Annotated in this window: 25 protein-coding genes; 15 read left to right on the top strand and 10 right to left on the bottom strand. The window is 55.7% G+C overall.

Going from position 1 to position 26,361, the window contains the following annotated elements:
* Nucleotides 1-42: 42 nt before the first annotated feature.
* The gene (locus DFP90_RS17230) at nt 43-1,149 is read left to right on the top strand and encodes a tetratricopeptide repeat protein (protein WP_115937756.1); all 1,107 of its coding nucleotides are present in this window, start codon (nt 43-45) and stop codon (nt 1,147-1,149) included.
* Between the two features lie 10 nt (nt 1,150-1,159).
* Here DFP90_RS17230 and DFP90_RS17235 read toward each other — a convergent pair whose 3' ends face one another.
* The 3 genes from DFP90_RS17235 to DFP90_RS17245 form a co-directional block, all read right to left on the bottom strand.
* Nucleotides 1,160-2,404, bottom strand: a complete 1,245-nt coding sequence (locus DFP90_RS17235; protein WP_115937757.1) for a PQQ-dependent sugar dehydrogenase — start codon at nt 2,402-2,404, stop codon at nt 1,160-1,162.
* A gap of 17 nt (nt 2,405-2,421) precedes the next feature.
* Nucleotides 2,422-3,609, bottom strand: a complete 1,188-nt coding sequence (locus DFP90_RS17240; protein WP_115937758.1) for a phosphoglycerate kinase — start codon at nt 3,607-3,609, stop codon at nt 2,422-2,424.
* Between the two features lie 113 nt (nt 3,610-3,722).
* Nucleotides 3,723-4,964, bottom strand: a complete 1,242-nt coding sequence (locus tag DFP90_RS17245; RefSeq protein ID WP_115937759.1) for a fatty acid desaturase — start codon at nt 4,962-4,964, stop codon at nt 3,723-3,725.
* Nucleotides 4,965-5,154: 190 nt separating this feature from the next.
* Between DFP90_RS17245 and rraA the strand changes: the two genes are divergently transcribed.
* On the top strand, nt 5,155-5,652 hold the full coding sequence (gene rraA, locus DFP90_RS17250) for a ribonuclease E activity regulator RraA (protein ID WP_115937797.1): 498 nt from the start codon (nt 5,155-5,157) through the stop codon (nt 5,650-5,652).
* Nucleotides 5,653-5,686: 34 nt separating this feature from the next.
* Here rraA and DFP90_RS17255 read toward each other — a convergent pair whose 3' ends face one another.
* Together DFP90_RS17255 and DFP90_RS17260 are read right to left on the bottom strand one after the other, a co-directional pair.
* A complete protein-coding gene (locus DFP90_RS17255; protein WP_115937760.1) occupies nt 5,687-6,130 on the bottom strand; it encodes a methyltransferase family protein in 444 nt (147 codons plus the stop codon).
* A 49-nt stretch (nt 6,131-6,179) separates the two neighbouring features.
* Nucleotides 6,180-6,626 (bottom strand): MarR family winged helix-turn-helix transcriptional regulator, encoded by a 447-nt coding sequence (locus DFP90_RS17260; protein ID WP_147301045.1) that lies wholly within the window; start codon nt 6,624-6,626, stop codon nt 6,180-6,182.
* Between the two features lie 187 nt (nt 6,627-6,813).
* On the opposite strand from DFP90_RS17260, the gene DFP90_RS17265 reads away from it, so the two are divergent.
* Together DFP90_RS17265 and DFP90_RS17270 are read left to right on the top strand one after the other, a co-directional pair.
* Nucleotides 6,814-7,674 (top strand): AraC family transcriptional regulator, encoded by an 861-nt coding sequence (locus DFP90_RS17265; protein WP_181905426.1) that lies wholly within the window; start codon nt 6,814-6,816, stop codon nt 7,672-7,674.
* Between the two features lie 93 nt (nt 7,675-7,767).
* Entirely contained in the window at nt 7,768-8,388 is a 621-nt protein-coding gene (locus DFP90_RS17270) for a glutathione S-transferase family protein (RefSeq protein WP_115937763.1), read from the top strand.
* On the opposite strand, the gene htpX is transcribed toward DFP90_RS17270, so the two are convergent.
* From htpX to DFP90_RS17285, 3 genes are all read right to left on the bottom strand, one after another.
* Nucleotides 8,389-9,261 (bottom strand): protease HtpX, encoded by an 873-nt coding sequence (gene htpX, locus DFP90_RS17275; RefSeq protein ID WP_115937764.1) that lies wholly within the window; start codon nt 9,259-9,261, stop codon nt 8,389-8,391.
* Between the two features lie 97 nt (nt 9,262-9,358).
* Nucleotides 9,359-10,732 (bottom strand): MATE family efflux transporter, encoded by a 1,374-nt coding sequence (locus DFP90_RS17280; RefSeq protein WP_115937765.1) that lies wholly within the window; start codon nt 10,730-10,732, stop codon nt 9,359-9,361.
* Nucleotides 10,733-10,916: 184 nt separating this feature from the next.
* Nucleotides 10,917-11,897 carry a CPBP family intramembrane glutamic endopeptidase gene (locus tag DFP90_RS17285; protein ID WP_115937766.1) on the bottom strand — a complete coding sequence of 327 codons (981 nt, stop codon included), beginning with the start codon at nt 11,895-11,897 and terminating at the stop codon, nt 10,917-10,919.
* A 163-nt stretch (nt 11,898-12,060) separates the two neighbouring features.
* Between DFP90_RS17285 and DFP90_RS17290 the strand changes: the two genes are divergently transcribed.
* From DFP90_RS17290 to DFP90_RS17300, 3 genes are all read left to right on the top strand, one after another.
* Complete coding sequence (locus tag DFP90_RS17290; RefSeq protein ID WP_115937767.1) at nt 12,061-12,819, top strand: TetR/AcrR family transcriptional regulator; 759 nt, start codon at nt 12,061-12,063, stop codon at nt 12,817-12,819.
* The gene (locus tag DFP90_RS17295; protein ID WP_115937768.1) at nt 12,819-14,150 is read left to right on the top strand and encodes an ABC1 kinase family protein; all 1,332 of its coding nucleotides are present in this window, start codon (nt 12,819-12,821) and stop codon (nt 14,148-14,150) included. The genes DFP90_RS17290 and DFP90_RS17295 overlap by 1 nt, the downstream gene beginning before the upstream one ends.
* 71 nt (nt 14,151-14,221) lie before the next feature.
* The gene (locus DFP90_RS17300) at nt 14,222-14,605 is read left to right on the top strand and encodes a DUF6463 family protein (RefSeq protein WP_115937769.1); all 384 of its coding nucleotides are present in this window, start codon (nt 14,222-14,224) and stop codon (nt 14,603-14,605) included.
* A gap of 3 nt (nt 14,606-14,608) precedes the next feature.
* Here DFP90_RS17300 and DFP90_RS17305 read toward each other — a convergent pair whose 3' ends face one another.
* Nucleotides 14,609-15,265 (bottom strand): TetR/AcrR family transcriptional regulator, encoded by a 657-nt coding sequence (locus DFP90_RS17305; RefSeq protein ID WP_115937770.1) that lies wholly within the window; start codon nt 15,263-15,265, stop codon nt 14,609-14,611.
* A 349-nt stretch (nt 15,266-15,614) separates the two neighbouring features.
* Between DFP90_RS17305 and DFP90_RS17310 the strand changes: the two genes are divergently transcribed.
* The 8 genes from DFP90_RS17310 (at nt 15,615) to DFP90_RS17345 (ending at nt 24,321) form a co-directional block, all read left to right on the top strand.
* Nucleotides 15,615-17,993: an efflux RND transporter permease subunit gene (locus tag DFP90_RS17310; RefSeq protein ID WP_115937771.1), complete on the top strand. Its 2,379-nt coding sequence runs from the start codon at nt 15,615-15,617 to the stop codon at nt 17,991-17,993.
* Between the two features lie 12 nt (nt 17,994-18,005).
* Nucleotides 18,006-18,821 carry an outer membrane lipoprotein-sorting protein gene (locus DFP90_RS17315; RefSeq protein WP_115937772.1) on the top strand — a complete coding sequence of 272 codons (816 nt, stop codon included), beginning with the start codon at nt 18,006-18,008 and terminating at the stop codon, nt 18,819-18,821.
* 17 nt (nt 18,822-18,838) lie between these two features.
* Nucleotides 18,839-20,059, top strand: a complete 1,221-nt coding sequence (locus tag DFP90_RS17320) for a hypothetical protein (RefSeq protein WP_147301046.1) — start codon at nt 18,839-18,841, stop codon at nt 20,057-20,059.
* Between the two features lie 237 nt (nt 20,060-20,296).
* Entirely contained in the window at nt 20,297-21,538 is a 1,242-nt protein-coding gene (locus DFP90_RS17325) for an ammonium transporter (RefSeq protein ID WP_115937774.1), read from the top strand.
* Between the two features lie 213 nt (nt 21,539-21,751).
* Complete coding sequence (locus tag DFP90_RS17330) at nt 21,752-22,882, top strand: M14 family metallopeptidase (protein WP_115937775.1); 1,131 nt, start codon at nt 21,752-21,754, stop codon at nt 22,880-22,882.
* Nucleotides 22,883-22,891: 9 nt separating this feature from the next.
* Complete coding sequence (locus DFP90_RS17335) at nt 22,892-23,380, top strand: MarR family winged helix-turn-helix transcriptional regulator (RefSeq protein ID WP_115937776.1); 489 nt, start codon at nt 22,892-22,894, stop codon at nt 23,378-23,380.
* A 132-nt stretch (nt 23,381-23,512) separates the two neighbouring features.
* The gene (locus tag DFP90_RS17340) at nt 23,513-23,866 is read left to right on the top strand and encodes a hypothetical protein (protein WP_115937777.1); all 354 of its coding nucleotides are present in this window, start codon (nt 23,513-23,515) and stop codon (nt 23,864-23,866) included.
* Nucleotides 23,867-23,886: 20 nt separating this feature from the next.
* A complete protein-coding gene (locus DFP90_RS17345) occupies nt 23,887-24,321 on the top strand; it encodes a group III truncated hemoglobin (protein WP_115937798.1) in 435 nt (144 codons plus the stop codon).
* A gap of 23 nt (nt 24,322-24,344) precedes the next feature.
* Here DFP90_RS17345 and DFP90_RS17350 read toward each other — a convergent pair whose 3' ends face one another.
* Entirely contained in the window at nt 24,345-25,763 is a 1,419-nt protein-coding gene (locus DFP90_RS17350) for a M23 family metallopeptidase (RefSeq protein ID WP_115937778.1), read from the bottom strand.
* Nucleotides 25,764-26,361: the final 598 nt, after the last annotated feature.

A 26,361-nucleotide genomic window follows, 5' to 3' on the forward strand; every position in this document is an offset into this window, starting at 1 on the left:
TTGCAGCGGCGGAGCAGAATTTTTATCCGGAGACGATATTTCATGACGGACGGACAAAACCTGGACAGCCTGCTGGCAGCGGCAATGGATCAATATCGTGAAGATCGGTATGAAGCGGCAGCAAAGCTTTATGATTCCGTGCTAGCGCAGGATCCGGACAATTTGGAGGCCCTGGGCTGGCGCGGCGAGATTGCGATCCAGCTGGATGAATATGAAGTGGCGGCGGCATGTCTGCAGAAAAACCTGGATCTGGATCCTGACGGGTTCGAGGAATATGGCAAGCTGGGCTTGGCCTATTATGAATTGGAAGAGTCGGAGAAATCGGTCCGCGCCCTGCTGACCGCCATCGAGCGGGATGACGAGGATCTGGTTGCCCATTCCAACCTGGGCCGGGCGCTCTATGACTATTTTCACAGTGGGGCGGAGCAGGAAGCGGCCCGGATTGCCCGTGACTGGGTAAAACGCTTTCCTGACAATCCGGATGCGGCCCATATGGGGGCGGCCGTTGGCGGTTTGACCCCTCCGGAAAAGGCCGTCGAGGCCTATGTGGCGGATGTGTTTGACGTTTTTGCCCAGGATTTCGACCAGAAACTGGAGGAGTTGGGTTATTGCGCGCCGCAATTGCTGGAAACGTTGGTTAAACAGCATCTGCCGGAAGGCATAACGGGGTTGGATATCCTGGATGCCGGTTGTGGTACAGGATTGTGCGGCCCGCTGCTGAAGCCGCTGGCGAACCGCATGGACGGGGTGGACCTCTCGTCCGGCATGCTGGAAAAAGCGGCGGACCGCGGCCTATATGATGACCTGGCGGAAGAAGAGCTGGTGGCGTTTCTGAAAAGCCGGCGGGGACAGTATGATCTTGTGGTCGCGGCGGATGTGCTTTGTTATTTCGGGGCTCTGGAAGAGGCTTTTGCGGCGACCCATGACAGCCTTCGGTCGGGCGGGACATTTGCCTTTTCTCTGGAAACCCGGCCGGACACCGCGCGCTACCACCTGCATCCAAGCGGACGCTATTCCCATGAACAGGATTATGTCCTGTCCGCGATCCGGGCGGTGGGTTTTGTGATCGAGAACTATGACCGGGCGGTGTTGCGCAGTGAATATGGCGAGGATGTCAAAGGGTTGATCCTGTTGGCCCGCCGTCCCTAGTGCCTTGCAATTAGAGTCTGGAAATTCGCCAGATCTTCTGGCCGGCATCTTCGCTGAACAAGATCGAGCCGTCGGGCATGACGGCGAGCGCGACCGGGCGGCCCCAGATGCTGGCGGCCCCATCTTCGGCCTCTGGGTTGAGATGAAAACCGGTCATGAAATTCACATAACCGCCGGTGGGTTTGCCCTTTTCAAACGGCACCCGGATAATCTTATACCCGGTTGGCCGGGCGGCATTCCACGAACCATGGAGCGCGACCAGCGCATCATCCTTCCAATCTTCCGGTACATCAGCGTTTTGCAGGAAGGTAAAGCCAAGCGGTGCCGAGTGTGACTGGATCAGGACATCCGGGATGATGGATTTCGCAACCATGTCCGGTGCGCGTTCGCCATAGTCCGGTTGAGGGTTGGGGCCGATATAGGCATAGGGCCAGCCATAAAAGCCGCCTGCGCGCACGGAGGTGAAATAATCCGGGACTAGGCCGTCGCCCAGGCCATCGCGTTCATTGACAACCGTATAAAGCCTTCCATTTGCCGGATTGAAACCAATTCCAACAGGATTGCGCAGGCCGGTGGCATAGGTTTCCTGGTCGGTCAGGAAACCGTTCTTGGTAAGGCTGAATTTCTGGATGCTGGCACGGGGCAGGGGTTCCTCCCCGATATTGCCACGGCTGCCGATGGAGGCAAACATAGTCTTGCCATCGGGGCTGATGGCAATATTGCGGGTCCAATGGCCGCTGCCATCGCCAAGCGCGCCTTCTGCTGTGATTTTTTCCGGTGCCCGCTTGGGCCGGGTACGGCCCGGCACCCAGTCAATGCGCCAGATATGGTCGGTATCGGCAAAATAAAGCCAGCTGTCATGAATGGCCAGGCCATGGGGGCGGGACATGCCCCGGACATAAAATTCCCGGATGTCGGCTTGGCTATCACCATCGCTATCCTTCAGCAGCAGGATGCGCCCGCGCCTGGATTGCGCCATGAAGACGGTGCCGTCAGAGGCGACCTTGATATTGCGTGCATGCTGCAACTGATCGGCAAACAGATTGATCTGAAAACCGATCGGTAAATTGATCCGTGCGTCGGACGGGCTTGGATTATATCGGGATGGATTGACCGCTGACGCGGTCGCATAAGGTTTGGGCAGGCTGGCCGGGTCGATATGATAGGATTTGCCCGGCATCTCGGCGGACGCAATGGCTATCGGAAGCAGTGTTCCGGCAAGTGCCAGGAAAGATGCTATTCCGGCCCTGATCATATCGACCCTCCCTCGGATTACTTCTCCAATACCGCGACGCCCGGCAGTTCCTTGCCTTCCATCCACTCCAGGAAAGCACCGCCTGCGGTGGAGATATAGGTGAATTTGTCGGAAACACCGGCATGGGCCAGGGCTGCGACCGTATCGCCGCCTCCGGCGATGGAGACAAGATTGCCATTGGCGGTCAGCTTACCGGCTGCCTGGGCGACTTTAACCGTGCCGGCGTCAAAGGGCTCGATCTCAAAGGCGCCCATGGGGCCGTTCCACAGCAATGTCTTACAGGTTTCCAGGCGCTGGGCCAGGGCGGTGGCGCTGTCCGGGCCAATGTCCAGGATCATGCCGTCTTTCTGGACGGAGGCGATCTGGCGCACCTCGTTTTCGGCACCCGCCTTGAATTCCTTAGCGACGACTACGTCAGAGGGCAGGATCACCTCGCAATTGGCCTGGTCGGCCTTGGCCATGATCTCGCGTGCGGTTTCCGCCAGATCCTTCTCGCACAGGCTGGCCCCGATATCGGTGCCCAGGGCATGCAGGAAGGTGTTGGCCATGCCGCCGCCGATCACCAGCACATCAACCTTTTCGATCAGATGGGTGAGAACCGCCAGCTTGGTGGATACTTTGGCGCCGCCGACAATGGCGGCGACCGGTTTTTCCGGATTGCCAAGGGCCGCTTCCAGGGCTTCCAGTTCCGCCTGCATGTTGCGTCCGGCATAGGCGGGCAGGGTCTTGGCGACCCCGTGGGTGGAGGCATGCGCCCGGTGCGCCGCAGAGAAAGCATCATTCACATAAAGGTCACCCAATTGGCCCAGTTTGGCGGCGAACATGGGATCGTTCTTTTCTTCTTCCGGGTGATAACGCAGGTTTTCCAGCAGCAGGACCTGGCCGTCGTCCAGCTTGGCAATGGCGTCACTGGCGACGGATCCGACACAATCATCGGCAAAGGCGACCGGTGCGCCCAGAACCTCGGCGACGGCCGGGGCAATCGGGGCCAGGGACATTTCCGGCACCCGCTGGCCCTTGGGCCGGCCGAAATGGGAGAGGATCACCACGCGCGCGCCCTTTTCACAAAGTTCGCGGACGGTCGGCATCAAACGCTCGATCCGGGTCTTGTCGGTTACTTTACCGTCGGCCATCGGCACATTGAGATCACCGCGCAGCAGCACGATTTTACCGGAGACGCTTGCATCATCCAAAGTCTTGAACATCAGATCCTCGTCATTTTACTGGGTCAGCAAAAGGGGTGTGTAGCTTTTCGCCGTTGGGCATAGCCGATCATAAGGGAAAAAGCCAGCCATGGCAGCTACCCGTAAGGGTGAGGCTAGGGCTTCACTCGCACCGGTACTGCCTGGCGGGCCAGTTCCGCATAGATCGCCTCCAGCAGGATTTCGCGCGCCCGTTCGGTGACGTCACCCAGCGCCGGTGTCCTGGCGAACATTTTCTGTGCGCGCGCCATCAGGTCGGCCCCGGTGGGCATGGCCTGGGCGGGCAGTTTTGCCACCAGTTCCCGGATATCTTCGCGGACTTTTTCCATATCGCCTTCCAGATGCTGATGCCAGCCGGCCAGGGTTGCCGCCACATTGGTCTGCAGCTTATCAAAGGATGGCTCCAGTTTTGCATAATGTTCGGCAAGGCTCGCTTTCAAGTCGGCGGTGATCGCATCTACCTGGAAGGAGGCGGCCAGCTGCCGGGCGGCTTTTTCCACGACGGAGCGGGCCACCTTGCGCTCATTCTCAACCACCTGTTTGGGCGGCTGGGCCAGATCCCAGACAAGGCCCAGGCGTCGGCAACCCTGGAGGATGTAATAGGTCATATCCACTTCATACCAGCGGAATCCCTGGCGGGCGGCGGATTGGAAATGGTGGTGGTTATTATGCCATCCCTCGCCCATGGTGAGGATCGCCAGCCACCAGTTGTTGCGAGACTGATCACCGGTCAGATAGCGCTGGCGGCCATAAACATGGGCCAGCGAATTGATGCAGAAAGTGGCATGCCACAGGGCGACCGTGGACCAGAAGAAGCCGACGATCAGGCCGGACCAGCCGAACAGCAGGGTGACAAGCACACCCATGATGACCGCCGGGGTATAGGGATGTTTGTCGAGCCACATCAATTCCGGAAGCTTGGCCAGGTCCGGGGCGGCGTCATAATCGGTTTTTTCATGATGCCCGGACCAGATCCAGCCCATATGGGCATACCAAAACCCTTTGCGCACCGGCGAATGTACATCTTCCTCCGTGTCAGAGGCCCGGTGATGCTGGCGGTGATTCGAAGCCCACCAGATTACCCCGCGCTGGGCCGAACTTTGGGCGATGAAGGCCAGGATGAAACCGAAAACGCGACTGGTTTTAAAGGTCCGGTGCGAAAAATACCGATGATAGCCCGCCGTGATGCCGAACATACGCAATCCGTATAGGAAAAAGGCCAGGGCGATGTCCGTCAGGGAAACCCCGGTCCAGATGGCGGCAAAGCACAACAGATGCACCAGGGCGAAGGGCACAGGGGCGGCGATCCGCGACATCAAGGAGCGATTGTCGGCGATGGCGGTATGGTTGTCCGGCATGAAGTTACTCTCGGTCTTGCGGCTGATCAGTCTGAAAGATGGTATATCAGACATGGGTGTAGAAATGATGAATGCCACCCTGTTTCATGAAAAAAATCGGGTTCCGTCCCGAATTTCCATCAAGGCTTTCATAGGGGCATTGTTTCATCCTATTCTGCGAAAAAATCACCCGTTTGAACAGGATGAATTGATGACTGATAAGTTGGGCCGGGCCACGGCCGATATTGTAGATGATTTCCAGGAAGTGGTTGAAAGCTGCCAGACCCAGTTCCTTGATTTGGGCGGGCGGGTCCGTTTTTCCGGGCCGGTGACTACAGTAAAATGCCGCAATGACAATGCCTTGCTGAAATCGATCCTGCAGGAGGAAAGTGACTGCGGTATTTTGGTGATTGATGGCGGCGGCAATATGGAAACCGCCCTGATGGGAGATCTGATTGCGGCAATGGGTCGCGATCATGGATGGTCCGGCGCAGTGATCCTGGGCCCGATCCGCGACAGCCGCGCCATCGGTGAGATGGATTTCGGCGTAAAGGCCTTGGGAACCAATCCGATGAAGTCCGCCAAGACCGGGGCAGGTGAACGGGATGTGCCTGTCACGTTTGGTGGTGTGACCTTTACGCCGGGTGGCTGGCTCTATGCCGATGAGGATGGTGTTTTGTTCCATGCGAAGGGACCGCTGCCGGCCTGAGAGAGGTCTGCCGGCAACGTGTACAGCCGGCATTTCAAATCCAGCGGCGGGTTCTCAGACAGTAGTTCTCGTAATCGTCACCGAAGATGGCGCGCATGCGTGCCTCTTCAAAGCGGATGTACCAAAAATCCGTTATCAGGAAGAAGGCCAGCACGACCAGGAAGGGCGAGAGGCCCTGCAAGACGATTGCAATCCCGATCAGGGCTAACAGAAAGCCGAGATACATCGGGTTGCGCGACAAGCGGAACGGACCCTCGGTGACAAGCGTCTGGGGGTCGTTGAAGGTCTTGATGTTGGTCTGGCGATTGGCAAAAAGACGTTTGCCAATAATGGCCAGACCAAGGCCGCCCAGGATGGCCAGCCAGCCCAAATGGTTCCAGGGCGAAAACTCGCCATGCCAGAGTGGCAGATAGCGATGCACGGCAAGCATTGCCAGCACGGACAGGAAGAACAGATAGGGGGGTAGTAGGCGTTTCATGGTCTTTCTCCATATTGTTTAGATGCTAAACTAATTACGCAAATTTTTTTTAGAAATCTTTGACCTTCTCTTCATAAAGATCAGTGACAGACAGGAGTTCCTGCAAGCAGCCGCGCAGCTCTGCCATCTTCTGCTCCAGTGCCTCACCATAATGGTCCAGCAGCACCTGGTGCAGGTAGGCGTGGAAGGCTTCATGTCTGTGAAAACCGGTCCAGCCTTGTTCGGTCAGGTTCAGGAGCACCTCTTTCCGGTTATCTTCACCTTTGTCTTTTTTCACCAGCCCCTTTCGAACCAGCTTGGTGACCATCTGGGAGGCCGCGCCTTTGGTCACAGCCATCCGATCCGCCAGTTGCTGAAGATTCTGGCCTGGCCGCAGGCCGATCGCCTGGATCGTATGGATTTCCGCACGATGCAATAAAGTGTCGGTGCCAAAAGCCTTTGGCGTGTTTTCAAGCGCATTGGCCCGCGTGATCAATTGATGAAGCGTCTCCAGCATCTGATCAACGGCTTGATTTTTCCCTGTTCCGGACAAGTCTTGGAACCCTGTTACTGTTACAAAAGCATTTTTGTTTAGATGCTAAACGATGTCAAATATTTTCTGTCCTGCCGCAAAATTTAGCAATCCCGGTCAAAACAGATGCGGGCCTTTCCCTTACGCTCCATTTCAGGGTAAAGGATGTTGCATGAAGCAGTTTTTCAAGGCGATCGACTATATTGAAGCCAATCTTTCAACCGAGATCCGCCTGTCGGATGTGGCGAACGCCGCCTGTTATTCGGATTATCATTTTGCCAGGATGTTTCGCGCTTTGGCCGGGGATACAATCGTTGGCTATATCCGTAAAAGGCGGCTTTCCATCGCGGCCGAGCGATTGGTCAGTGAAGATATCCGGCTGATTGATCTGGCGCTGGAGAGCGGATTTGACTCACAGGAGGCATTCTCCCGGGCGTTTCGAAAGCTTTTCGGCATGGCACCGGGACAATTCCGGCGTCAACGGGATTGGGAGGGATTCATGCTCAAGCCTGCCCTGACGAGCGATATTTTGAAGCATTTCCATGAGGATATCACGATGGAACCAAAAATTGTCGAACATGCGGGATTGAAGGCGATCGGTTTGGATATGACGTTCTCACCTGAAAAAGCGGTTGAAATACCGGCGCTTTGGGGGCAGCTGCGTGGGCGCATTCCCGATATCCCGGCCAAAACCGGAAAGGCGGCCTACGGGATCTGCTCTGGAAAACAGCCCGGCGACGAAACATTCACCTATACCGCCTGCCTGGATGTCAGTGAAATCGGTCATGTTCCCGATGGCATGCGGTCGATCGAGCTGCCGGCCAGGACCTATGCGGTTTTCACCCATAAGGTGACCTCGCCTGATGTGCCCGCGGGAATGAAAGTGACGATGCAGTATATCTGGGGTACTTGGCTGCCCAATTCCGATTACCGGTATACCGGCGATCCGGATTTCGAGCTGACCGATGACCGGTTTGATCCCGAAAGCCTGAGCGGTGAAATTGATATCTATATTCCGGTGGTTCCGGCGTGATGCAGGTGGCCGGAAAATAATTCATTGGCCTAATGCCGGTTTCTTCCCACAATGGCCAACACAAGATCAGGGCAATGATCAGGGGAAGAAAAGATGAAATTCTATTATGCAGCCGGCACATGTGCGCTGGCGACGCATATCGCGCTTGAAGAGGTCGGTGCCGACTATGTGGCGGTCGGCATCGATTTTTCCAAGAACCAGCAACGCAGCTCGGATTTCCTGACGCTCAATCCCAAAGGGCGTGTCCCGGCATTGGTAACGGATAAAGGGGTTCTGACCGAAACGCCAGCTCTACTTTTTTACATCGCGCAAACCCACCCGGACGCGGATCTTGCCCCGCTGGGCGACCCCTACCAATTGGCGGCGTTACAATCCTTCAACAGTTATCTCTGTTCAACCGTGCATGTGGCCCATGCGCATAAACTGCGTGGCAGCCGTTGGGCGGATGAGGTGTCCAGCTTTGATGATATGAAGCGCAAGGTGCCTGAAACCATGCTTTCTTCCATGATGCTGGTGGAAGACGGAATGCTGGCAGGGCCATATGTTATGGGTGAGGATTATTCCATCGCTGATATGTACTTATTTACGTTGGCGCGCTGGCTGGAAGGGGATGGTGTTGATGTGGAAAGACTTCCCGGCATCATTGCCCACCGGAACCGCATGCGGGCAAGGCCCGCGGTGAAACGGGCCCTGGCTGCGCAAGGGCTGGATTGATCAGGCGTTTTTGAGGGCGGCAATACGCGCTTCCAGAGGCGGGTGGCTGGAAAACAGGGCCTGCACTTTGCCCGCATTGATGGCAAAGGCTGCCATGTCATCGGGCATCGGCGGGGTTTTCCCGCCAGCTTTCAGTTTTTCCAGGGCCGCTATCATATCCCGCTGTCCGGCCAATGCGGCACCGCCTGCATCGGCCCGGAACTCACGCCAGCGGGAAAACCACATGACGATCATCATCGCCAGCACGCCGAAGAACATTTCGGCAATCATGGATGTGATCCAGAAGGCGGGGCCGTGGCCGCGTTCGACCTTGAAGATCAAGCGATCAACCATGAAGCCGACAATTCGGGAAAAGAAAATCACAAAGGTATTCACAACGCCCTGGATCAAGGACAAAGTTACCATGTCGCCATTGGCGGCATGCGCGATCTCATGGGCCAGAACCGCCCTGACTTCCCGCTCGTCCATGTGCCGCAACAGGCCAGTGCTGACTGCGACGAGAGCGTCATTGCGGTTCCATCCGGTTGCAAAAGCATTGGGGGAGGGGTGATCGAAAATGCCAATCTCCGGCATGCCGATCCCAGCGCGTTCCGATAGTTCGTGCACCGTTTCCGTCAGCCATTTCTCGGTGGGGGTGTTGGCCTGCCGGATTACATTGACCCGCATGCTCACTTTCGCCAGCCGCTTGGAAAGCAGGAGCGATATAAGCGAGCCGGTGAAGCCGATCACTGCCGAATATATGAGCAGGTTGGTGAGGTCCAGATCGGTACCATTCGCCTGCAGCAGCGAACCAATTCCAAGCAGGCTGAAGACCAGGCCCAAAATCACTAGGATCGCGAGGTTTGTGCCAAGGAATAACAGGATGCGCAACATATCAGATATCTCCGCACATGACACAGTTGTCATGCTTACCGGCTTGATATAGGGAGCCGGAAAGGCCGTTCCAGGCCCTTCCGGCAAAATTCCCGCATCAGATGGCGGCAGCTGCGGCCATTCTGTTTTTTCGCCAATAGCTGATGAAGACAATGGTTGTCACAACCATCATTAGGATTTCGGTCACCGGGTTGGCAATCCAGATGCCGGGCTCTCCAATCAGATAGGGCAAACCGAATATCAACGGCAGCGCCAGCAGATACATCCGCGACACGCTCAAGGCCAGGGCGCGACCGGCATCCCCGACGGCCTGGAAATAGGTGGTGGCCATGTTCTGCGGGCCGAACAGGACAAACAGGAAGGTCATGATCGGCAAGATGCGCGCAGTTTCCGCGATGATCGCCGTATCATCCACAAAGATCGCCGCCAGATGATCCGGGATTCCCTGATAGACGATTTGAAGAAGGGCGCAATAGGCAAAGGCAATCATCAAGGCGAGATGGAAGCTCTTGCGGGAACGCGCTATGTCCCCGGCGCCGAAATTGTTCCCCAGGATGGCCTGAAATGCGAGGCTCAAACCCAATATCGGCATATAGCTGAAAGTCATCAGGCGGGTGACGATCCCGTAGGCCGCGGCAGATTGCTCGTAATTTTCCGGCGCCCAGACCTGAAGATCATAAAGAACCAGGAAAGCGATCAGGGAGACACCGACATAGGACAAGCTGAATGGTAGACCGAGGGCCAGGAATTCCTTCCAATGTTTCAATATGGGATGGCCGTTGGCGGGGCGGAAGCCAAGCGAGGATTGGCCGAGCGCGCGGTAGATCAAAATCGCAATCAGTGAGCAGCTCTGTGCCAGCAGCGTGCCATAAGCCGACCCCGGAACGCCCATATCCATTTCAACAATCAGGAGATAGTTAAAGGGGATATTCATTAGGGTCCCGATCAGGGTGACCAGGGTCATGAACCCCATACGCCCCTCACAGCGAAGGCTGTCCACATTCACCCCGATGGTCATCATCAGGAAGCTGCCGAAAATCATCGGAGCAATATAGCTGTAGCCAAGATTGCCCAGTACCGCGTCGCCACGTGCCAGCCATTGCACCATGTCGGTGCCGACAAGAAGGAAAGTCATGATCAGGGTGAGCGCGATCAGCAGGGCCACCAGGCTGGCCCCCAGATAGGTGCTCTGGGCCTCCCCCATGCGCCCGGCGCCCAAAAGCCTGGCAACCACACTGGCGTAACCGTTTGAAACCAGCGTGGACAGGGCGACCATCAGCATGAAGAAGGGGAACATCAGGGTTACCGCGGTCAGGGCTTGCGCGCCGACAAACCGGCCCAGGAACCAGGCATCGACCAGGGTGTGAATGCCGCTGGCCAGCATGACGAGCACAATAGGCGCGGCGGTTTTCAGGAATAGTAACGGCAGAGAGCCGTGCAGATAGAAATTGGAATTTGGATCTTGTTTCATTGATGATTCTTCCCTCCGGAGGAAGCCCCCGGGTACAGCCAAATAGAAATTGCCGGAAACCCTGCTCAGGGTGCCGGTAATGAAAATGAGAATGCCGCCCGGGATTGATAAATCCAGGCGACATTCTAGTTATTGATTTTGGAAAATCAATGACTGATCTTGCTCAAAAAATGATAGGAAACGACTATCTTTTTGGGCTGAACCGACGCCATATGGCCGTACCCTTGAACAGGATCAGCGCATGAAGGCCAAAGAGAGCCAGTGTCGAGAGAAACTCGATCTTCGTGTCGATGTCGTGAACCTCGAGCAAGGTGGGGGTGAGCGCCGGTGCAAAGGGAGAGCTGACCACCACAATCGCCAGGATATTCTGAGCCAGATGCAATCCGATGCTGGCTTCCAAGCTATCGGTTTTAAGGACCAGCCAGCCGATATAGAGGGCAACTGTGATGTAGCTGAGTTTCGCCCAGATATCGTTATAGGCTTCGGCGGGATTGTAGAAGTGCAGCAAGGCAAAGAACAACGCGGGAACCGCCAGAATGATCAACCTGATCCTGGTAAAAGCGGCAATTGATTGCATCAGATAACCGCGGAAAAAGATCTCTTCCGCAAAGATCTGCAACGGGATCAGCATGATGCTGAGTGCGAAGAAAGGCCAGAAGACAACCGGATCGAAGCTGATGGAAGCATCATCCGGTGTAAATAGTGTGGTGATCAGAAAAATCGTCAGGCCCGGCAGAAGCAGGGCAAGACCACTGATTGCCAAAGTGCGCCAGTTAATCCTGCTCCGGACGGTGATAAGGCTTCTGAAGCCCCTTTTTTGAAACAGCCGAACCGCCAAATAACTGGCGGGGATCAGGATAATAATGCTGAGCATCAGCAGGATGTAATAGGCCTTGGCATCCGCCAGCGGCATGGAGCGCCATCCGCCATTGCCGGACAGGACAGTGCTGTCATTGAAAAAACCGACCAGAACCGCGCCAAGCACAATGCTGAGCAGGAAATAAACCAGGGCCGCACAGGCCATGGATAACAGAACCATGAACCAACGGACCCGTTTTTCGCGCAGGAAAAACAAATAAGTCGACTGGGTGGCTGTAGCCAACGGTGAGGATCTGTCCATTTCACCGGAGATCGTGTTTTCAGTCTGTGTTGGATTCTCGGTCATATGAGGCAATTCCCTTCCCAAAACAGGGCGAAATCATAAGAACCGCCGTTCCGGTTGGCAATGGGTGTAGTCGAAGCCATTGTGGAATTAGTTCTTGATTAATGAATAATATGATTCAATTATAGAGTATCAAGACGGAAATAATGGATAGAAAGTTTTTATTATGAAGATATCCAAGGCGCAGAAAGAGAAGAACCGTCGTAAGATTATCCTGGCTGCGGTGGATCTGTTTTCCGAGCATGGCTTTGACAATGTCACAATGAAACAGATCGCGAAATCCGCTGAAATGGCGGATTCGACCGTCTACAAGTATTTTGCGACCAAAGATAAGTTCCTGTTCGCCTTTCACGAGCTGATGATCCTGGACGCGGTCAAAGGATGCCGCAAGGCTAAGGCCTATGACGGTTTTGACCTGCAGGAGAAGATCCAGTTCTTTCTGGATCTCTATCTGGAATCGCTGTTGAACCATCGGGAGTTTGTCGGTGACAGCCTCTCAATGCTGATGGGGACGCCCCTGTCCGGCATCAACCGTCGTTTCCCGGCCAGGGCAGATCTGACCGCCCTCATGACCGAAGCGCTGGATCAGGCGATCGAGCGGGAAGAGATCCCGGAATTTCCCTATCGGGAGGCGATCACCCATCTGATGACCGATGCTTTGCTGGGTGTTGTGCTGTTCTGGCTGAAGGATGACAGCGAAGAATTCCATCAAACCACCCAGATGGTGGATATGTCGCTTTCCCTGCTGGTGACCTTTTTGCGCAGCGGACTGATCGGCAAGGTCAATGACATGGCGACCTTTGTGATTAAGAGCCAGATGATACGCTTCATTGAAGATGGCAGCCTGATTTCCAACCTGATGAATGTGCGCAACCTGGCCAAGCTGGGGCGCGCCGGGGGTGGATTGGGCCGGGATGCGGTCTGATGGCGGGCGGCAGAATTGTTACAGGCAAACTGGCCCGGTCGGCCTCCATGGGGCTAGCGGCAACCAGGATAGGGTTGAAGCAGCTTGACCGGAAGGGGCGGGGTAGCTCAGCGGAACAGCAGCTCGACCACGAGCGTGAGATCGGGAAGATCCTGTTCGGCGCGCTTAATCAGTTGAAAGGCACTGCTCTGAAGGCCTCGCAAATCCTGAGCATGGAAGTGGATTTCCTGCCCCGCGGTGTGCGGGAAGAACTCTCCAGGGGGTGTTATCAGGCAACGCCCTTGAATGCCGCTCTGGTGCATCGCGCCTTTCGGCGGGAGTTTGGCTGCGGGCCGGAAGATCTGTTTGAGCATTTTGATCCCCAAGCCTTTTCCGCTGCTAGTCTGGGCCAGGTGCATTTTGCCCGAGGCAAGGGGGGGCGAAAATTGGCGGTGAAGGTGCAATATCCAGGTATTGCCGCCTCCATCCGGTCGGATGTGAAAATGATATCCAATCTGCTCGCTGTCTTGTCCAATGCCAGTGACTTGATCCCCGACCGTAAGGTGACCGGCATCGTCATGGATGAGATCGAGCGGCAGCTGGAGCGGGAGGTCAGTTATCAGTTGGAAGCGGATAATACTGACTGGTTCCGAGACGTATTGCGCCTCCCTGGCTTTAGCCTGCCTGAGGTGGACCGGGATCGGAGCAGCGATCGCATTCTGACCTTGGGATATCTGGAAGGTGAGCATCTGGAGGATTGGCTGGCCGGGAACCCGGATCAGGCGGCCCGCGATCATTACGGACAAATGATCTTTGATTTCTTTTTGCATTCTGTCTTTGAACTGGGCTGTCTGCATGCCGATCCGCATCCGGGGAATTTCCTTTTTATGGACGCCGGGCGGCTGGGTCTGATCGATTTCGGCTGTATCAAGCAAATGCCGAGGGATTTTGCTGAGGGTATGGCTGATTTCTACAATTGCTTCATTGCCCACCAGCTTGATCCGCAGCCGGAAGCCCTGTTGGCGGCCTATCAACGGCTGGGACTGGTGGAAGAAGGGCTGGGGCTGGAGGAATATTCAGCGCGGCTGCAGCCCAACTTGGCGCCGCTCCAGCGCTGGATCATTGAACCCTTCCTGACCTCGGTATTTGATTTCTCCCAGAAGGAACCCATGCCGCATCTGGAAGGGGCCGATGCCCGCGCAGCCATGCCCTACTTGAAGGGCATGCCCCGGAACATCCTCTATTTTGACCGCACCTTCCACGGGGTCATTCATATGCTCAGGCGGATCGGCGCTAGGGTCCGGACGCAAAATTCCTGGATCGGGCCGGATATGGCGAGGGTGCTGACATGACATCTGCAAGCATCTGCGTTTTTCCGGACCTGTGGCGGAAATAAATTATTTCGAATTTGAGGAGATAGAAAATGAAATCGGCTTTGCAAAAGCGATGGATTGGCCGCTGGGTGATTGCCGTGGCCTTCATTCACATGGCCTTCACACCTGTTTTATACCTGAAAGAGATATCCGCCTGGCTGGCGGGCAATGGCCCGGTTGAGTTGGCCCCGTTTCAGCAGGATGCAGGCAATTGGTTCTTCATGTTTGGCTTGCCGCTTCTTTTGGCCGGCTATCTGATCGACTGGATGGAGAAACAGAGGATCGGTGGCTATCCAGCGGGACTGGCCCTTTTGCTGGCGATCACCACAGGGATCGGCATCGCCCTTTATCCCGAAAGCGGATTTTATCTTTTAATCCCGGCAATTGTCGCCCTGTGGCTGCGCCGGGACACGGGGCAGGCTTTGCCAGCCTGACGGTCAGCTCGCGGGGGCGTAGGCCCGCATCCACATCTCAAGAGCGTCATCAATCAGGGCGGTCAGCTCTTCCGGGCTGGCCTCTTCCTGGAAACAGAGCAGCAGCTTGTAATGCATGTCGCCTTTGATCAGACAGAAAAGCAGGGTTGCCGCTTTCTCAGGGTCGTCTTTTCGCAGGCGGCCCTGATCCATCATCTTGGCGATATATTCCTGGGCGTGGAACTGTGCCGGGCAGACACCCGCTTGAAAAAACACAGTGCCCAACTCTGGAAAGCGATCCGCTTCGGCGACAATGGTCCTGAACAGCTTTACGCCGTCGGGCGAATAGATGATATCCAGGAAACGCGCGGCAAATTCGCGCAGGGTGCCCTCGATATCCTCTTCGCAATAGGCCATGCGCTTGGCGACACTTTCCATGGCCTTGTCACATTCGCCTTCGATAATGGAGCCGAAAAGCGCATCCTTGCCGGGGAAATGGTTATAGACCGTTCGCTTGGATACATTGGCGCGGTTGGCGATATCATCCATGCTGGATTCGCCATAGCCTTTTTCGATGAAAATATCACGGGCCGCATCAACGATGGCCTGCCTCTTGGCTTCGCTGCGGGTCAGCTTGCTGACCGTATTTCCAATTGGGCATCCCGGGTGATTGAGAATCAAACCATTACCTCACAGTTAATTGCTCGCCCGCCGGAACCATCCTAACACAGCAGGGCTTTGTCCCCCTTTATATGGGGGTGGATAAAAAAACTTTCCACTGGCTCTTGACGAACGCAGCAGAATGACCAAAGTAAACTGCACCGTGTAGTTTACTTCAAGGGATATTTTTCATTCAACCATCCCTGCATAGCGCAAAAGCCAGGGTAAGCAAAGCACGGCATAAGCAAGTCGGTCGCAAAACGGCCGGGAGATGAGCGCAAGGGAACGGCCTTTTGCAATCAAGTCGGGACAGGGGAATGCTCCTTCCCGTCTTGCAAAGGATCGGTCCCGAAACGAAGGGGATAGAAAAATGGATCACAGACGCAAGGGTCTGGCAGTCCGTTATGCTCAATGGGTGATCCGCTGGCGGTGGCTGGTGCTGATTGCCTCAATTGCCGCGGTATTCGCAGCGGCCGCTGGCGCTCCGCGCCTGGGCTTCACCAACGATTATCAAGTTTTCTTCAGTGATGAAAATCCGGAGCTGAACGCGTTTCAGGCTTTGGAAAATGTTTATACCAAAACCGATACGATCCTGATCGCCGTCAAGCCGAAGGATGATAGTGAAAAGGTTTTCACCCCGGATACCCTGGAAGTGATCAAGGGGCTCACGGAGGAATCCTGGAAGGTGCCTTTTGCCATCCGGGTCGACAGTTTGACCAACTTCCAGCATACGGAAGCAATCGGCGACGATCTGACGGTTGCGGATCTGGTCGTCGATCCGGCCGGAATGGATGCGGCGGCCTTGAAAAAGGCTGAGGAAGTTGCAGTTTCCGAGCCAGCATTGGTTAACCGTCTTGTGGCGGCCGATGGTTATACGGCAGGTGTTTTAATCACCTTGCATATGCCGGGTGAGGACCCAATGGAGGTTACCCAGGCGGTTTCCCATGCGGAGGAACTGGTTGGGGCGGTGCGTACGGCCAACCCTGACCTGAACTTTGCGATTGCCGGTATAGCGCCGCTTTCCAATAGCTTCCCGGTGGCTAGCCAGACAGACATGGAAACACTGATCCCGCTCATGTGGCTGGTTCTGTTTGTGTCCATGATCGTCCTGCTGCGCGTTGTGACGGGTAAGATCGGCAGTTCTGTTCTTGCCTCTGTCGTGATGACCCTGACGGTGATCATGTCGGCGGCGGTCGCGATGGGCATGGCCGGTTGGGGCGGGATCAAGCTGACCCCGCCGTCGGCAACTGCGCCCAATATCATCCTGACCATCGCGATCGCGGATTGCATCCACATTCTGATCACCATGTATAGCCAGATGCGCCGGGGCATGAATAAGCATGACGCATTGGTTGAAAGCCTGCGGGTCAATGTCAGCCCGGTATTCCTGACCAGTCTGACCACAGTGATCGGCTTCATGAGCCTCAATTTCTCTGATTCCCCGCCTTTTGCCGATCTCGGCAATATCTCGGCTGTGGGAGTTGCGGCGGCCTGGGCGCTTTCCATGACCCTGCTGCCGGCCCTGATGGCCATCCTGCCGGCCTGGGTTGCGCCTGCGGTTGAAGGGAAAATGACGGCCATGGACCGGTTCGGTGACTTTGTGGTCAATCAGCGTCGTAAGCTGCTGTTGAGCACGACGGTGATCATCCTGGCGATCCTGGCCTTCATTCCAACCATCGAACTGGATGACCGGTTCATTGAATATTTCGATCATTCCTACCAAATCCGGGTGGATACGGAATTTGTCACCGATAACCTGACCGGTCCGGATATTCTTGAAATGTCTGTTCCTAGTGCTGGTGAAGGCGGTATTTCCGAGCCGGAATACCTGCGGAATCTGGAGATGTTCGCCAATTGGTTCCGGACCCAGCCTGGTGTGATGCATGTGAATTCCTTCACCGATGTGATGAAGCGTCTGAACAAGAGCATGCACGGGGATGACGAGTCCTGGTATCGCCTGCCCAATGACCGGGAATTGGCGGCCCAGTATCTGCTGCTCTACGAGCTGTCCCTGCCCTATGGCCTGGATCTCAACAGTCAGATCAATATCGACAAGTCCGCGACCCGTCTTTCGGTCACAATGGAAAGTCTGTCGACCACGGAAATGCGGGCCTTGAAAGAGCGGTCCGAACAGTGGCTGGTGGATAATGCGCCCGAATATATGCAGACCCAGGCCTCTGGTGCCGTGATCATGTTTGCCTATATCTCGGACCGTAATATCCGGTCCATGCTGACCGGGACCGTGTTGGCTTTCCTGGCAATTTCCGCTTCGCTGGCAATCGCGCTGAAGAGTGTGCGGCTGGGCCTGATCAGCATCATCCCGAATCTTGTTCCCGCCGGTATTGCCTTTGGCATCTGGGGCATGAGTGTCGGTGTGGTCGGTCTGGCGGCATCGGTCATTACCGCGACCAGCCTCGGCCTGATTGTCGATGCGACCGTTCATATCATGAGCAAATACAACAGAGCGCGCAAAGAGCATGGCTATGATGCGGCCGATGCGATCCGTTACAGCTTCTCCACTGTTGGTCTGGCGCTTTGGGTGGCAACCGCCATCCTGGTGGCGGGCTTTGCGGTGTTGGCTCTGTCCGGCTTCCGTCTTAACTGGGAGATGGGCTTGTTGACCGCCCTGGCGATTGCTGCGGCCATTGTTGTCGACTTCCTGCTGTTGCCGCCGTTGTTGATGCTCTTTGATCGTTCCCGAAAAACCAATGACAGCGCGGCCAGGGCAGAACCTGTGCCTGCTGAATAAGGAGGATTCCTGATGAAAAAAATCATTCTTTCAACCGTAACCGCCGCTTGGGTGGCAGGCGGGGTTGGCGTGGGGCTTTATGCCCCCGCCGCCCTGGCGGATGATGCGGCAGACAAGGGCCGCGCGATTGCCGAGGAATGGGATCGTCGTGATCTTGGCTTTGGCGATACCAAAGCCAAGCTGCGTATGGTGCTGCAAAACCGTCATGGAGAGACCAGCGAGCGTGAAATGTATATCAATACGCTTGAGGTTCCGGGAGAGGGTGACGGGGATAAATCCCTGGTCTATTTCGAGCATCCGCGGGATATCAAAGGCACGGCCCTGTTGTCTTATGCCCATATCCTGGATCCGGATGACCAATGGCTCTATTTGCCGAAACTGAAACGGGTGAAGCGGATTTCCTCGACCAATAAATCCGGGCCGTTTGTGGGGTCCGAATTTGCGTTCGAAGATATCTCTGCGCAGGAGTTGGGCAAATACACCTATAAATGGCTGCGTGATGAGCCCTGTGGTGAGTTGACCTGCGCGGTTCTGGAGCAAACCCCGCTTTATGAAAACTCCGGTTATACGAAGCAGGTCACTTGGTATGACCTTTCCGAATATCGCCAGCAAAAGGTTGAATATTATGACCGCAAAGGCGAATTGCTTAAAACGCTGGAGTTCCGGGATTATCAGCAATATCTCGGCAAATATTGGCGCGCGGACGAGCTGTTCATGACCAATCACCAGACGGGCAAGAAAACCAGCCTCGTCTATGAAAGTTATGAGTTCCAGACAGGGTTGAGCGAAGGGGATTTCCGAAAGAATACCCTGAAACGCCTTCAGTAAAAACAGGTGGTTGAACAGTGACTAATCACTTTCAAAAATCATGGCTGTCCGGGGTGGGGATTTCCCTCGCCCTGGCGGCCTCCGCCACAATGGCGGAAGAGGTGGAATTATCCGGTTTCATTGCCGGTGATCTTCGGGCTTATCCACAATCCCCCCGGCATGACGGCCAGTCGGATGCCCACCTCAATCCTTCGCTCGTGATTCAGCCGGAGCTTCGGTATGAATGGAATGATGGTGATGACCGGGTTTCGTTCATTCCTTATTTGCGTCTGGATCCCCAGGATGCACGGCGCACTCACGGTGATATCCGGGAATTGAACTGGCTGCACCGTGCGGATGGCTGGGACATCAAGGTCGGCGCCGACAAGGTATTTTGGGGCGTCGCTGAATCCAACCATCTGATCGATATCATCAACCAGACGGATGCGGTGGAAGATATTGATGGTGAGGACAAGCTGGGCCAGCCCATGGTCAATTTTGGGTTCCAGCAGGATTGGGGGTCGCTCAACCTGATTGCGATGCCCTATTTCCGGGAGCGGACTTTTGCCGGGCGTGGCGGGCGTTTGCGCAGTAGCATGATCGTGGACACGGATCAGACGACCTATGATTCCGGAGCTAAGGAATGGGCCCCTGATTTTGCTGTGCGCTATGCCACCTATATTGGCGATTGGGATATCGGTCTGGCGCATTTTCATGGCACCAGCCGGGAGGCTACACTGAGAGTCGGCACGGATGGCGGCGGCTCGGCTGTCTGGGTGCCGCATTATGACCGAATTGATCAGACCTCCATTGATGTCCAGGCCACGATTGAAGAATGGCTCTGGAAACTGGAAGCCATGACCCGTTCGGGCCAGGGCGACCGATTCGGGGCCTTTGTCGCAGGCCTGGAATACACCTATTTCGGGGTGAGCGAGAGCGGGGCGGATCTGGGGCTGCTGGCGGAATATCAATATGACGGCCGCGACAGTGATGCGCCGTCGGTATCCACGGATAACGATATTTTCCTGGGCGCGCGCTATACGCTCAACGATACGGATGACACCGATATTCTCGGTGGTGTGGTTTATGACCATGAAAACCACACCACCTTCTTCCAGGTGGAGGCGGATACCCGTCTGAATGATAATTGGACCATCGAGGGGGAGCTGCGCGTGCTGGGGCATGTGGCGGCGGATGATCCCTATTTCGGTGTTCGGGATGACCATCATCTGCAGATCCGTCTGTCACGCTATTTCTGATCGGATGGCTGTTATCGCTGCGCAAATGTTAATCATTTGTGCAGCGATATGATGAAAAAAACGTCATATTTGGCTGGGCCGGATGGGCAGCAAGACTACTAAATTTATATAAATCGTTGTTATTTAAAGAATATTTTTAGTTCCATGAGTCTGGCACGGGCTTTGTAATCTAACTCCTTTGCGGACAGTCAAAAGAATTGTTCTGTAGATATAAAAGACAGCAGCGGGGATTAGATTATGGAAGCCGTCACGCAAGGTGCGGATGTTTTCTTCGTCCTGATGGGCGCCATCCTGGTATTTTTCATGCATTCCGGTTTTGCCTTCCTGGAGGTCGGCACGGTCCGGCATAAAAACCAGGTGAATGCACTGGTGAAGATCCTGGTGGATTTCGCGGTTTCAACCCTGGCCTATTTCTTTATCGGTTACTGGGTCGCCTATGGTGTGGATTTTCTGGTCGGGGCCGATGTGCTGACCGGTGCGGGCCAGGCGGAAGGCTACGGTTTCGCAAAAAGCGGCTATGACCTGGTCAAATTCTTCTTCCTGCTGACCTTTGCGGCCGCGATCCCGGCGATCATCTCTGGCGGGATTGCAGAGCGCGCCAAATTCTGGCCGCAGCTGATTGCGACTGCGGTGATTGTCGCGGTGGTTTATCCTCTGTTCGAAGGCATGGTCTGGAATGGCAATTTCGGGTTCCAGGATTGGATGGAAGCCGCTTTTGGCGCAGGCTTCCATGATTTTGCCGGTTCCATCGTTGTCCATGGGGTGGGCGGCTGGATCGCGCTGGGTGCTGTCCTGATGCTGGGCGTGCGCAAAGGGCGGTATCGCAAGGATGGCAGCCCGCTTGGCATCCCCCCTTCCAACATTCCTTTCCTGGCGCTGGGGTCCTGGATCCTTTGCGTCGGCTGGTTCGGTTTCAATGTCATGAGTGCGCAGAGCCTGGAGGGGGTTTCCGGCCTGGTGGCCATGAATAGTCTGATGGCGATGGTTGGCGGCATCCTCGCTGCACTGGTGGTGGGGCGCAATGACCCGGGCTTTGTCCATAACGGAGCGCTGGCAGGCCTTGTGGCGGTTTGCGCGGGATCCGATGTGATGCACCCGCTGGGATCGCTGGCGGTTGGTGGCGTGGCGGGCGGCCTTTTTGTCCTGCTGTTTAACCAGTGCCAGAATAAATGGAAAATCGACGATGTGTTGGGGGTCTGGCCTTTGCACGGTATCTGCGGCCTCTGGGGCGGTATTGCGGCTGGTATTTTCGGCCAGCAGGCGCTGGGCGGCCTAGGCGGCGTCAGCTTCACAGCACAGCTGGTTGGCAGCTTGATCGGCATCATCTTTGCCGCTGTGGCGGGTTTCGCGATTTATGGAGTGCTGAAGGCAACCCTTGGCATTCGCCTGAGCGAGGAAGAAGAGTTTAACGGCGCGGATCTCTCGATCCATCAGATCAGTGCGAATCCGGAGAGCGATTTCGGCGGTCGCGGTTATTGAGCGCCCTTTGAACCGACATCGTGATAATCCCGCAGTTATTACCCCTATCACGATGCTTTACTGGCGAGGCCTCCGGGCCTCGCATTTTTTTGAATAATCCGAAAAATTTATGATCTTTCAGGCCTCTATCCAGTTGTCTGGTCAAGCAGGTTCGGATTGCTTATGGTGTGCGCTCTTTGCAAGAACCATAACCGACCCGAGGGACCCACAATCATGAAGATCAGCAGCAATTTCGATTCCGGTAATATCGAGGTGGTCAAGGCGGAAAGCCCTGATGATATCCGCCTGCGGATTCGGGTCGATGCCGGCGGCGAGTTTTTCCAGTGGTTCCATTACCGGCTGTCCGGGGCACAGGGTGCTGATTGCCGTATGGTCATCGAAAATGCCGGTGAGGCGGCCTATCTGGAAGGTTGGAACGACTATCAGGCCTGTGCCTCTTATGACCGTGAAACCTGGTTCCGGGTGGATACGGAATATGACGGCAAGAATCTCATCATCAATCACAGTCCCCAGCTGGATACTGTCTGGTTTGCCTATTTCGCGCCCTATTCAAGAGAGCGCCATCACGATCTGATCGCGAAATCCCAGCTGCATCCGCGCTGCCAGCATGTGGTACTGGGCGAAACCGTTGACGGTGAGGATATGGATCTTTTGGTGATCGGGGATGAAGCCAATGAAGATGCGTTGAAAATCTGGGCGATCGCGCGCCAGCATCCGGGCGAGACCATGGCCGAATGGTGGATGGAAGGCTATATCGCGCGTCTGTTGGATGATGCTGATCCGGTTGCCCGGCAACTGCTTCAAAAGGCCGTCTTTTATGTGGTGCCTAACATGAACCCGGATGGCAGTCGCCGTGGTCATCTGCGTACCAACGCGGCCGGTGCTAACTTGAACCGGGAATGGCAGACGCCGACCCTGGAGCGCAGCCCGGAGGTTTATTGGGTCGATCGCGAAATGCGTGAAGTCGGTCTGGACTTCTGCCTGGATGTCCATGGGGATGAAGGCTTGCCCTACAATTTTATCGCCGGCGCGGACGCTATCCCTGATTGTCCGGAACGTTTGATCACGCTGCGGGAGTCCTTCGAAGAGGCGCTGGTCCGGTCCAATCCGGATTTCCAGCGTGAACATGGTTATCCGAAGAAACCGGCGGGCCAGGCCAATATGACTATGGGGTCGGCCCATATTCAGGCAACTCATCAGGCCCTGGCGATGACTTTGGAGATGCCGTTTAAGGATAATGCCAATGACCCGGATTTCTTCCAGGGCTGGTCACCGGAACGCTCGATCAAACTGGGCCATGCCTGCCTGGATGCACTCTATCAGATCATCGATGATTTGCGCTGAGGTGATTTTATGGCCGGTGCCAAGAAGAATTCAACTGTGCCGACCCCGGAGGCATTGGTCGCACATATCCCCTATCGCCTGGGCCAGCTGACCAATCTGGTCCGGCGGGCCACGACGGACAGCTATGTGCGCCAATCTGCGGTCTCGGGCCGGGAATGGCGGGTGCTGGCGATGATTGGTATCACCGGCCCGGTCCAGGCCAGCGAGATTGTCGGCTATACCGGTATGGATAAGGCAACGGTTGCCCGGGCGGTCGGACGCCTGGTCAAGCTGGCCATGGTGGAACAGTCCAAGGATCCGGAGGATGGTCGGGTAAAGCTGTTGCAGCTGACTGAGGATGGCGAACGGCTATGTGGCCGTATCATCCCCCAGATGAAGGATGGCGGGGATATGCTGGCCGGTGCGCTGACACCAGATGAGCGCCGCATGTTCCTGCGCTGTCTGGACAAGCTGTCCCGGCGGGCGCTGGAAATGCTGGAGGATTCCGAAGGACGCTGAGTGGGCGGCTTGGTCCAGGTCTGAAATGTCACGATATTGGGATGGGGGTGCAAATTGCCGCACCCCCATTTTCTTTTGCTCTGTACGTTGTTATAAGATGCATATAATATACATCTATAAGGATGCATGAAGATGGGACAGGTCGTAACGAAGGAAGTCGGGTCGATTGCAAATCAGGCGGCACAGCGCGGAATTCGCAATGGATGGCTGGCCAGTCTGGTTCATATCGCGCTGGTGCTGATGGCGGGCGGCTTTTATCATCCGGCATGGGATAATGGCGGTATGGCGGCTGGCGCTGTTTTTGCGGCCTGTGCCATGGGAACGCCATTGGTGATGGCGGTGGTGGGGATTGCCAGTTACCAAATTCACTATCGCCGTCTGATGAGCCGGTTGTTGGCCGGGGATGCGACGGTCTGCCGGATCTGGCTCTCGGAAGGGCGGGAGATGAAAAACCCGAATCCCAATGGCTGTGCGTTATGTATGTGAAATGGAGTATGGGTGAGAATATGACCGAACAAAATCCGGGCCTTCTGGATGCAGAGGCAAATGACCAGTCGATCAAGCGGTTGGTGGATCATTTTTACGGCAAGGTGATCGACGATGATCTTCTTGGCCCGATCTTTCGACGCGCCATTGGCGAGAAACTGGAGGATTGGAGTACGCATCTGGCGACCATGTACCGTTTCTGGTCATCGGTCATGCAATGTTCTGGGCGCTACAAAGGAAATCCGATGAAGGCGCATAAGGATCTCAGCGGGGTTGAACCGCATTTCTTCGACCGCTGGCTGGCGCTTTGGGATGAAGCGACCGGAGAATGCTGCGAAGAGGAACTGGCAAACATTTATCGCCAAAAGGCGCGCAATATCGCCAATAGTCTGAAAATGGCCATGTTCTATCAGCCGGGCCAGCCTTTTGCGCCCATCCGGGCGGTGCCGGCCTGACCCTGGGGCCAGGCCGGATTGCCTTATTGTGAATCCGGTGTGGCGTCGGCAACTTTTGCGCTGCCGGGCAGAGAGGCGTAAAGGCCGTCGATTCGGGCCCGTTCCTGCTGGAATGCGGCCAGGGCTTTGCCTTTGAGTGTTTTGCCGGTCGGCAGTTTGACGCCCAGTGGATTAACCTTGCGCCCGCCCTTATGCACTTCAAAATGAAGATGCGGTCCGGTGGATCGACCGGTGGTGCCGACATAGCCGATCACCTGGCGCTGGCGAACCCTCTTGCCCTTGCGCATGCCCTTGGCCAGTTTCGACATATGGGCATAAGCCGTTTTATAGCTGTCATTATGGCGGATCCGGATATAGATGCCGTAGGAGCCGTTGCGTCCGGCCGCTTCCAGGACGCCGTCACCCGCGGCATAGATCGGTGTGCCGCGGGGGGCTGCGAAATCCACGCCGGAATGTTTCTTGGTATAGCCCAACACCGGATGTTTGCGCTTGCCATATTTGGAGGAGATGCGTGCCCCGTCCACAGGGGTTTTCAACAGGGCTTTGCGAACGCTCCGGCCCTTTTCATCGTAATAATCGACAAAGCCATTTTTGTCTTCATAACGATAGAAGCGTCGCTTTTCTCCGCTCAAGACCATCTCGGCCAAGAGGACATCGCCGTGATCGACCGCATTGCCCTGATCATCGGCCATGCGTTCGAACATCAGCTGGAAGGAATCGTCGCGCTGCACTTCGCGCTGGAAATCCACATCAAAGCTGAAAATGTTGATCATGTCGGCCAGCACCTTGAGCGGCACGTCATTTTCCACAGCAGCTGCATAAAGGCTGCTATCAATCACGCCTTGTGACCGGACTAGCTCTGTCGTGATCGGGATGTCGACCGCTTCGCCGGCAAAGCCGTCCTGGCCATCGGGGGTGACGACAATATTGCGTGTCTTATCCGCCTTCAGTTTGAGGCGGGTGAGGCGGGCCTCGCCGGTGTCCGGATCATCTTCCAGGATCAGGGACAGCTTTTGCCCTGCCTTGATCTCGCGCGGATTAAATAGCGGCGTCATCGCCTGGATCGCCTTGTGGGCCTCGACACGATCGACACCGGCCCTGGTCATCACGGCCATCATGGTGTCGCCGCGATTGAAGGTGGCGTCCACCTCATTAACCAACGGCGGCAGGGGTTCCTCATCGGCGGCAACGGCGATGACCGGGGCCGCCTTAATGATGGGGTCTATTTCTTCGCCCAGCCAGACGCCGTTATCATCCTTGAACAGGATCGCGGATAGGGCCAGGGTGCCGGCAATAGCCAGGCAGCTGGCGCCCAGGATGCGTGCCCGGGTCAATCCCGCCTTGGGGGCGGTCTCGGTTTCTGTTGCAGCTGTCTCCTGCGCCTCTGCTGGATTCCCTTCCCCATCCGGCTGCGTGATTGGCTGCCCTTCACTATGCTTCATAATCAGTCTTACTATATATGTTTGATTCTGGTCCTGCCGCAGGCCCCGGTTTTCCGGGTGGCCGCTGCCTCTATAGGCCTCTGCTCCCTATGGCATACTATATACGGTATCTAAGATGGCGCGAAGCATATAATGAGTCGCAGCAATAAATAAAAGGCCCGGATGTGAATTGCCTTATCAATGCCCCATTCGAGGCCGTCTGACCGAATGGACAGGATTTTTAAAATCCCGAAACGGCAGAAAAGCTGACCTTTTGGTATGGTGTGTCACTTTTTTGCAAAAAAGGTAAAAAAAGGGGTTGCGTGGTTTGGGTGAGGGGCCTATAAACCGCCCCACGCCAGACGGGGCGGCCCACTGAGGGCGGCGCCGGACGGGCCGGAAAACAAGGGAAAATCAAGCGGTTACCGCTTAAGGTTTGAAGTTGATTTTCGGAAGTTATTGAACAGAGTGAATATGCAAATGGAAGGGATACGCGGTCGGCGTTGAGCCAAGATTTAGGCCTAAGGGTTTAGATTGATCGTGTATCTTGGGAACTCGTTAATTCAGGTAATTTGAGTTGGATCACGTTCATAAGTCTTCGGACGAATGAACCTGAGAG

It is taken from the genome of Aestuariispira insulae (genome assembly GCF_003385955.1).
Lineage (GTDB): Bacteria > Pseudomonadota > Alphaproteobacteria > UBA8366 > Aestuariispiraceae > Aestuariispira > Aestuariispira insulae.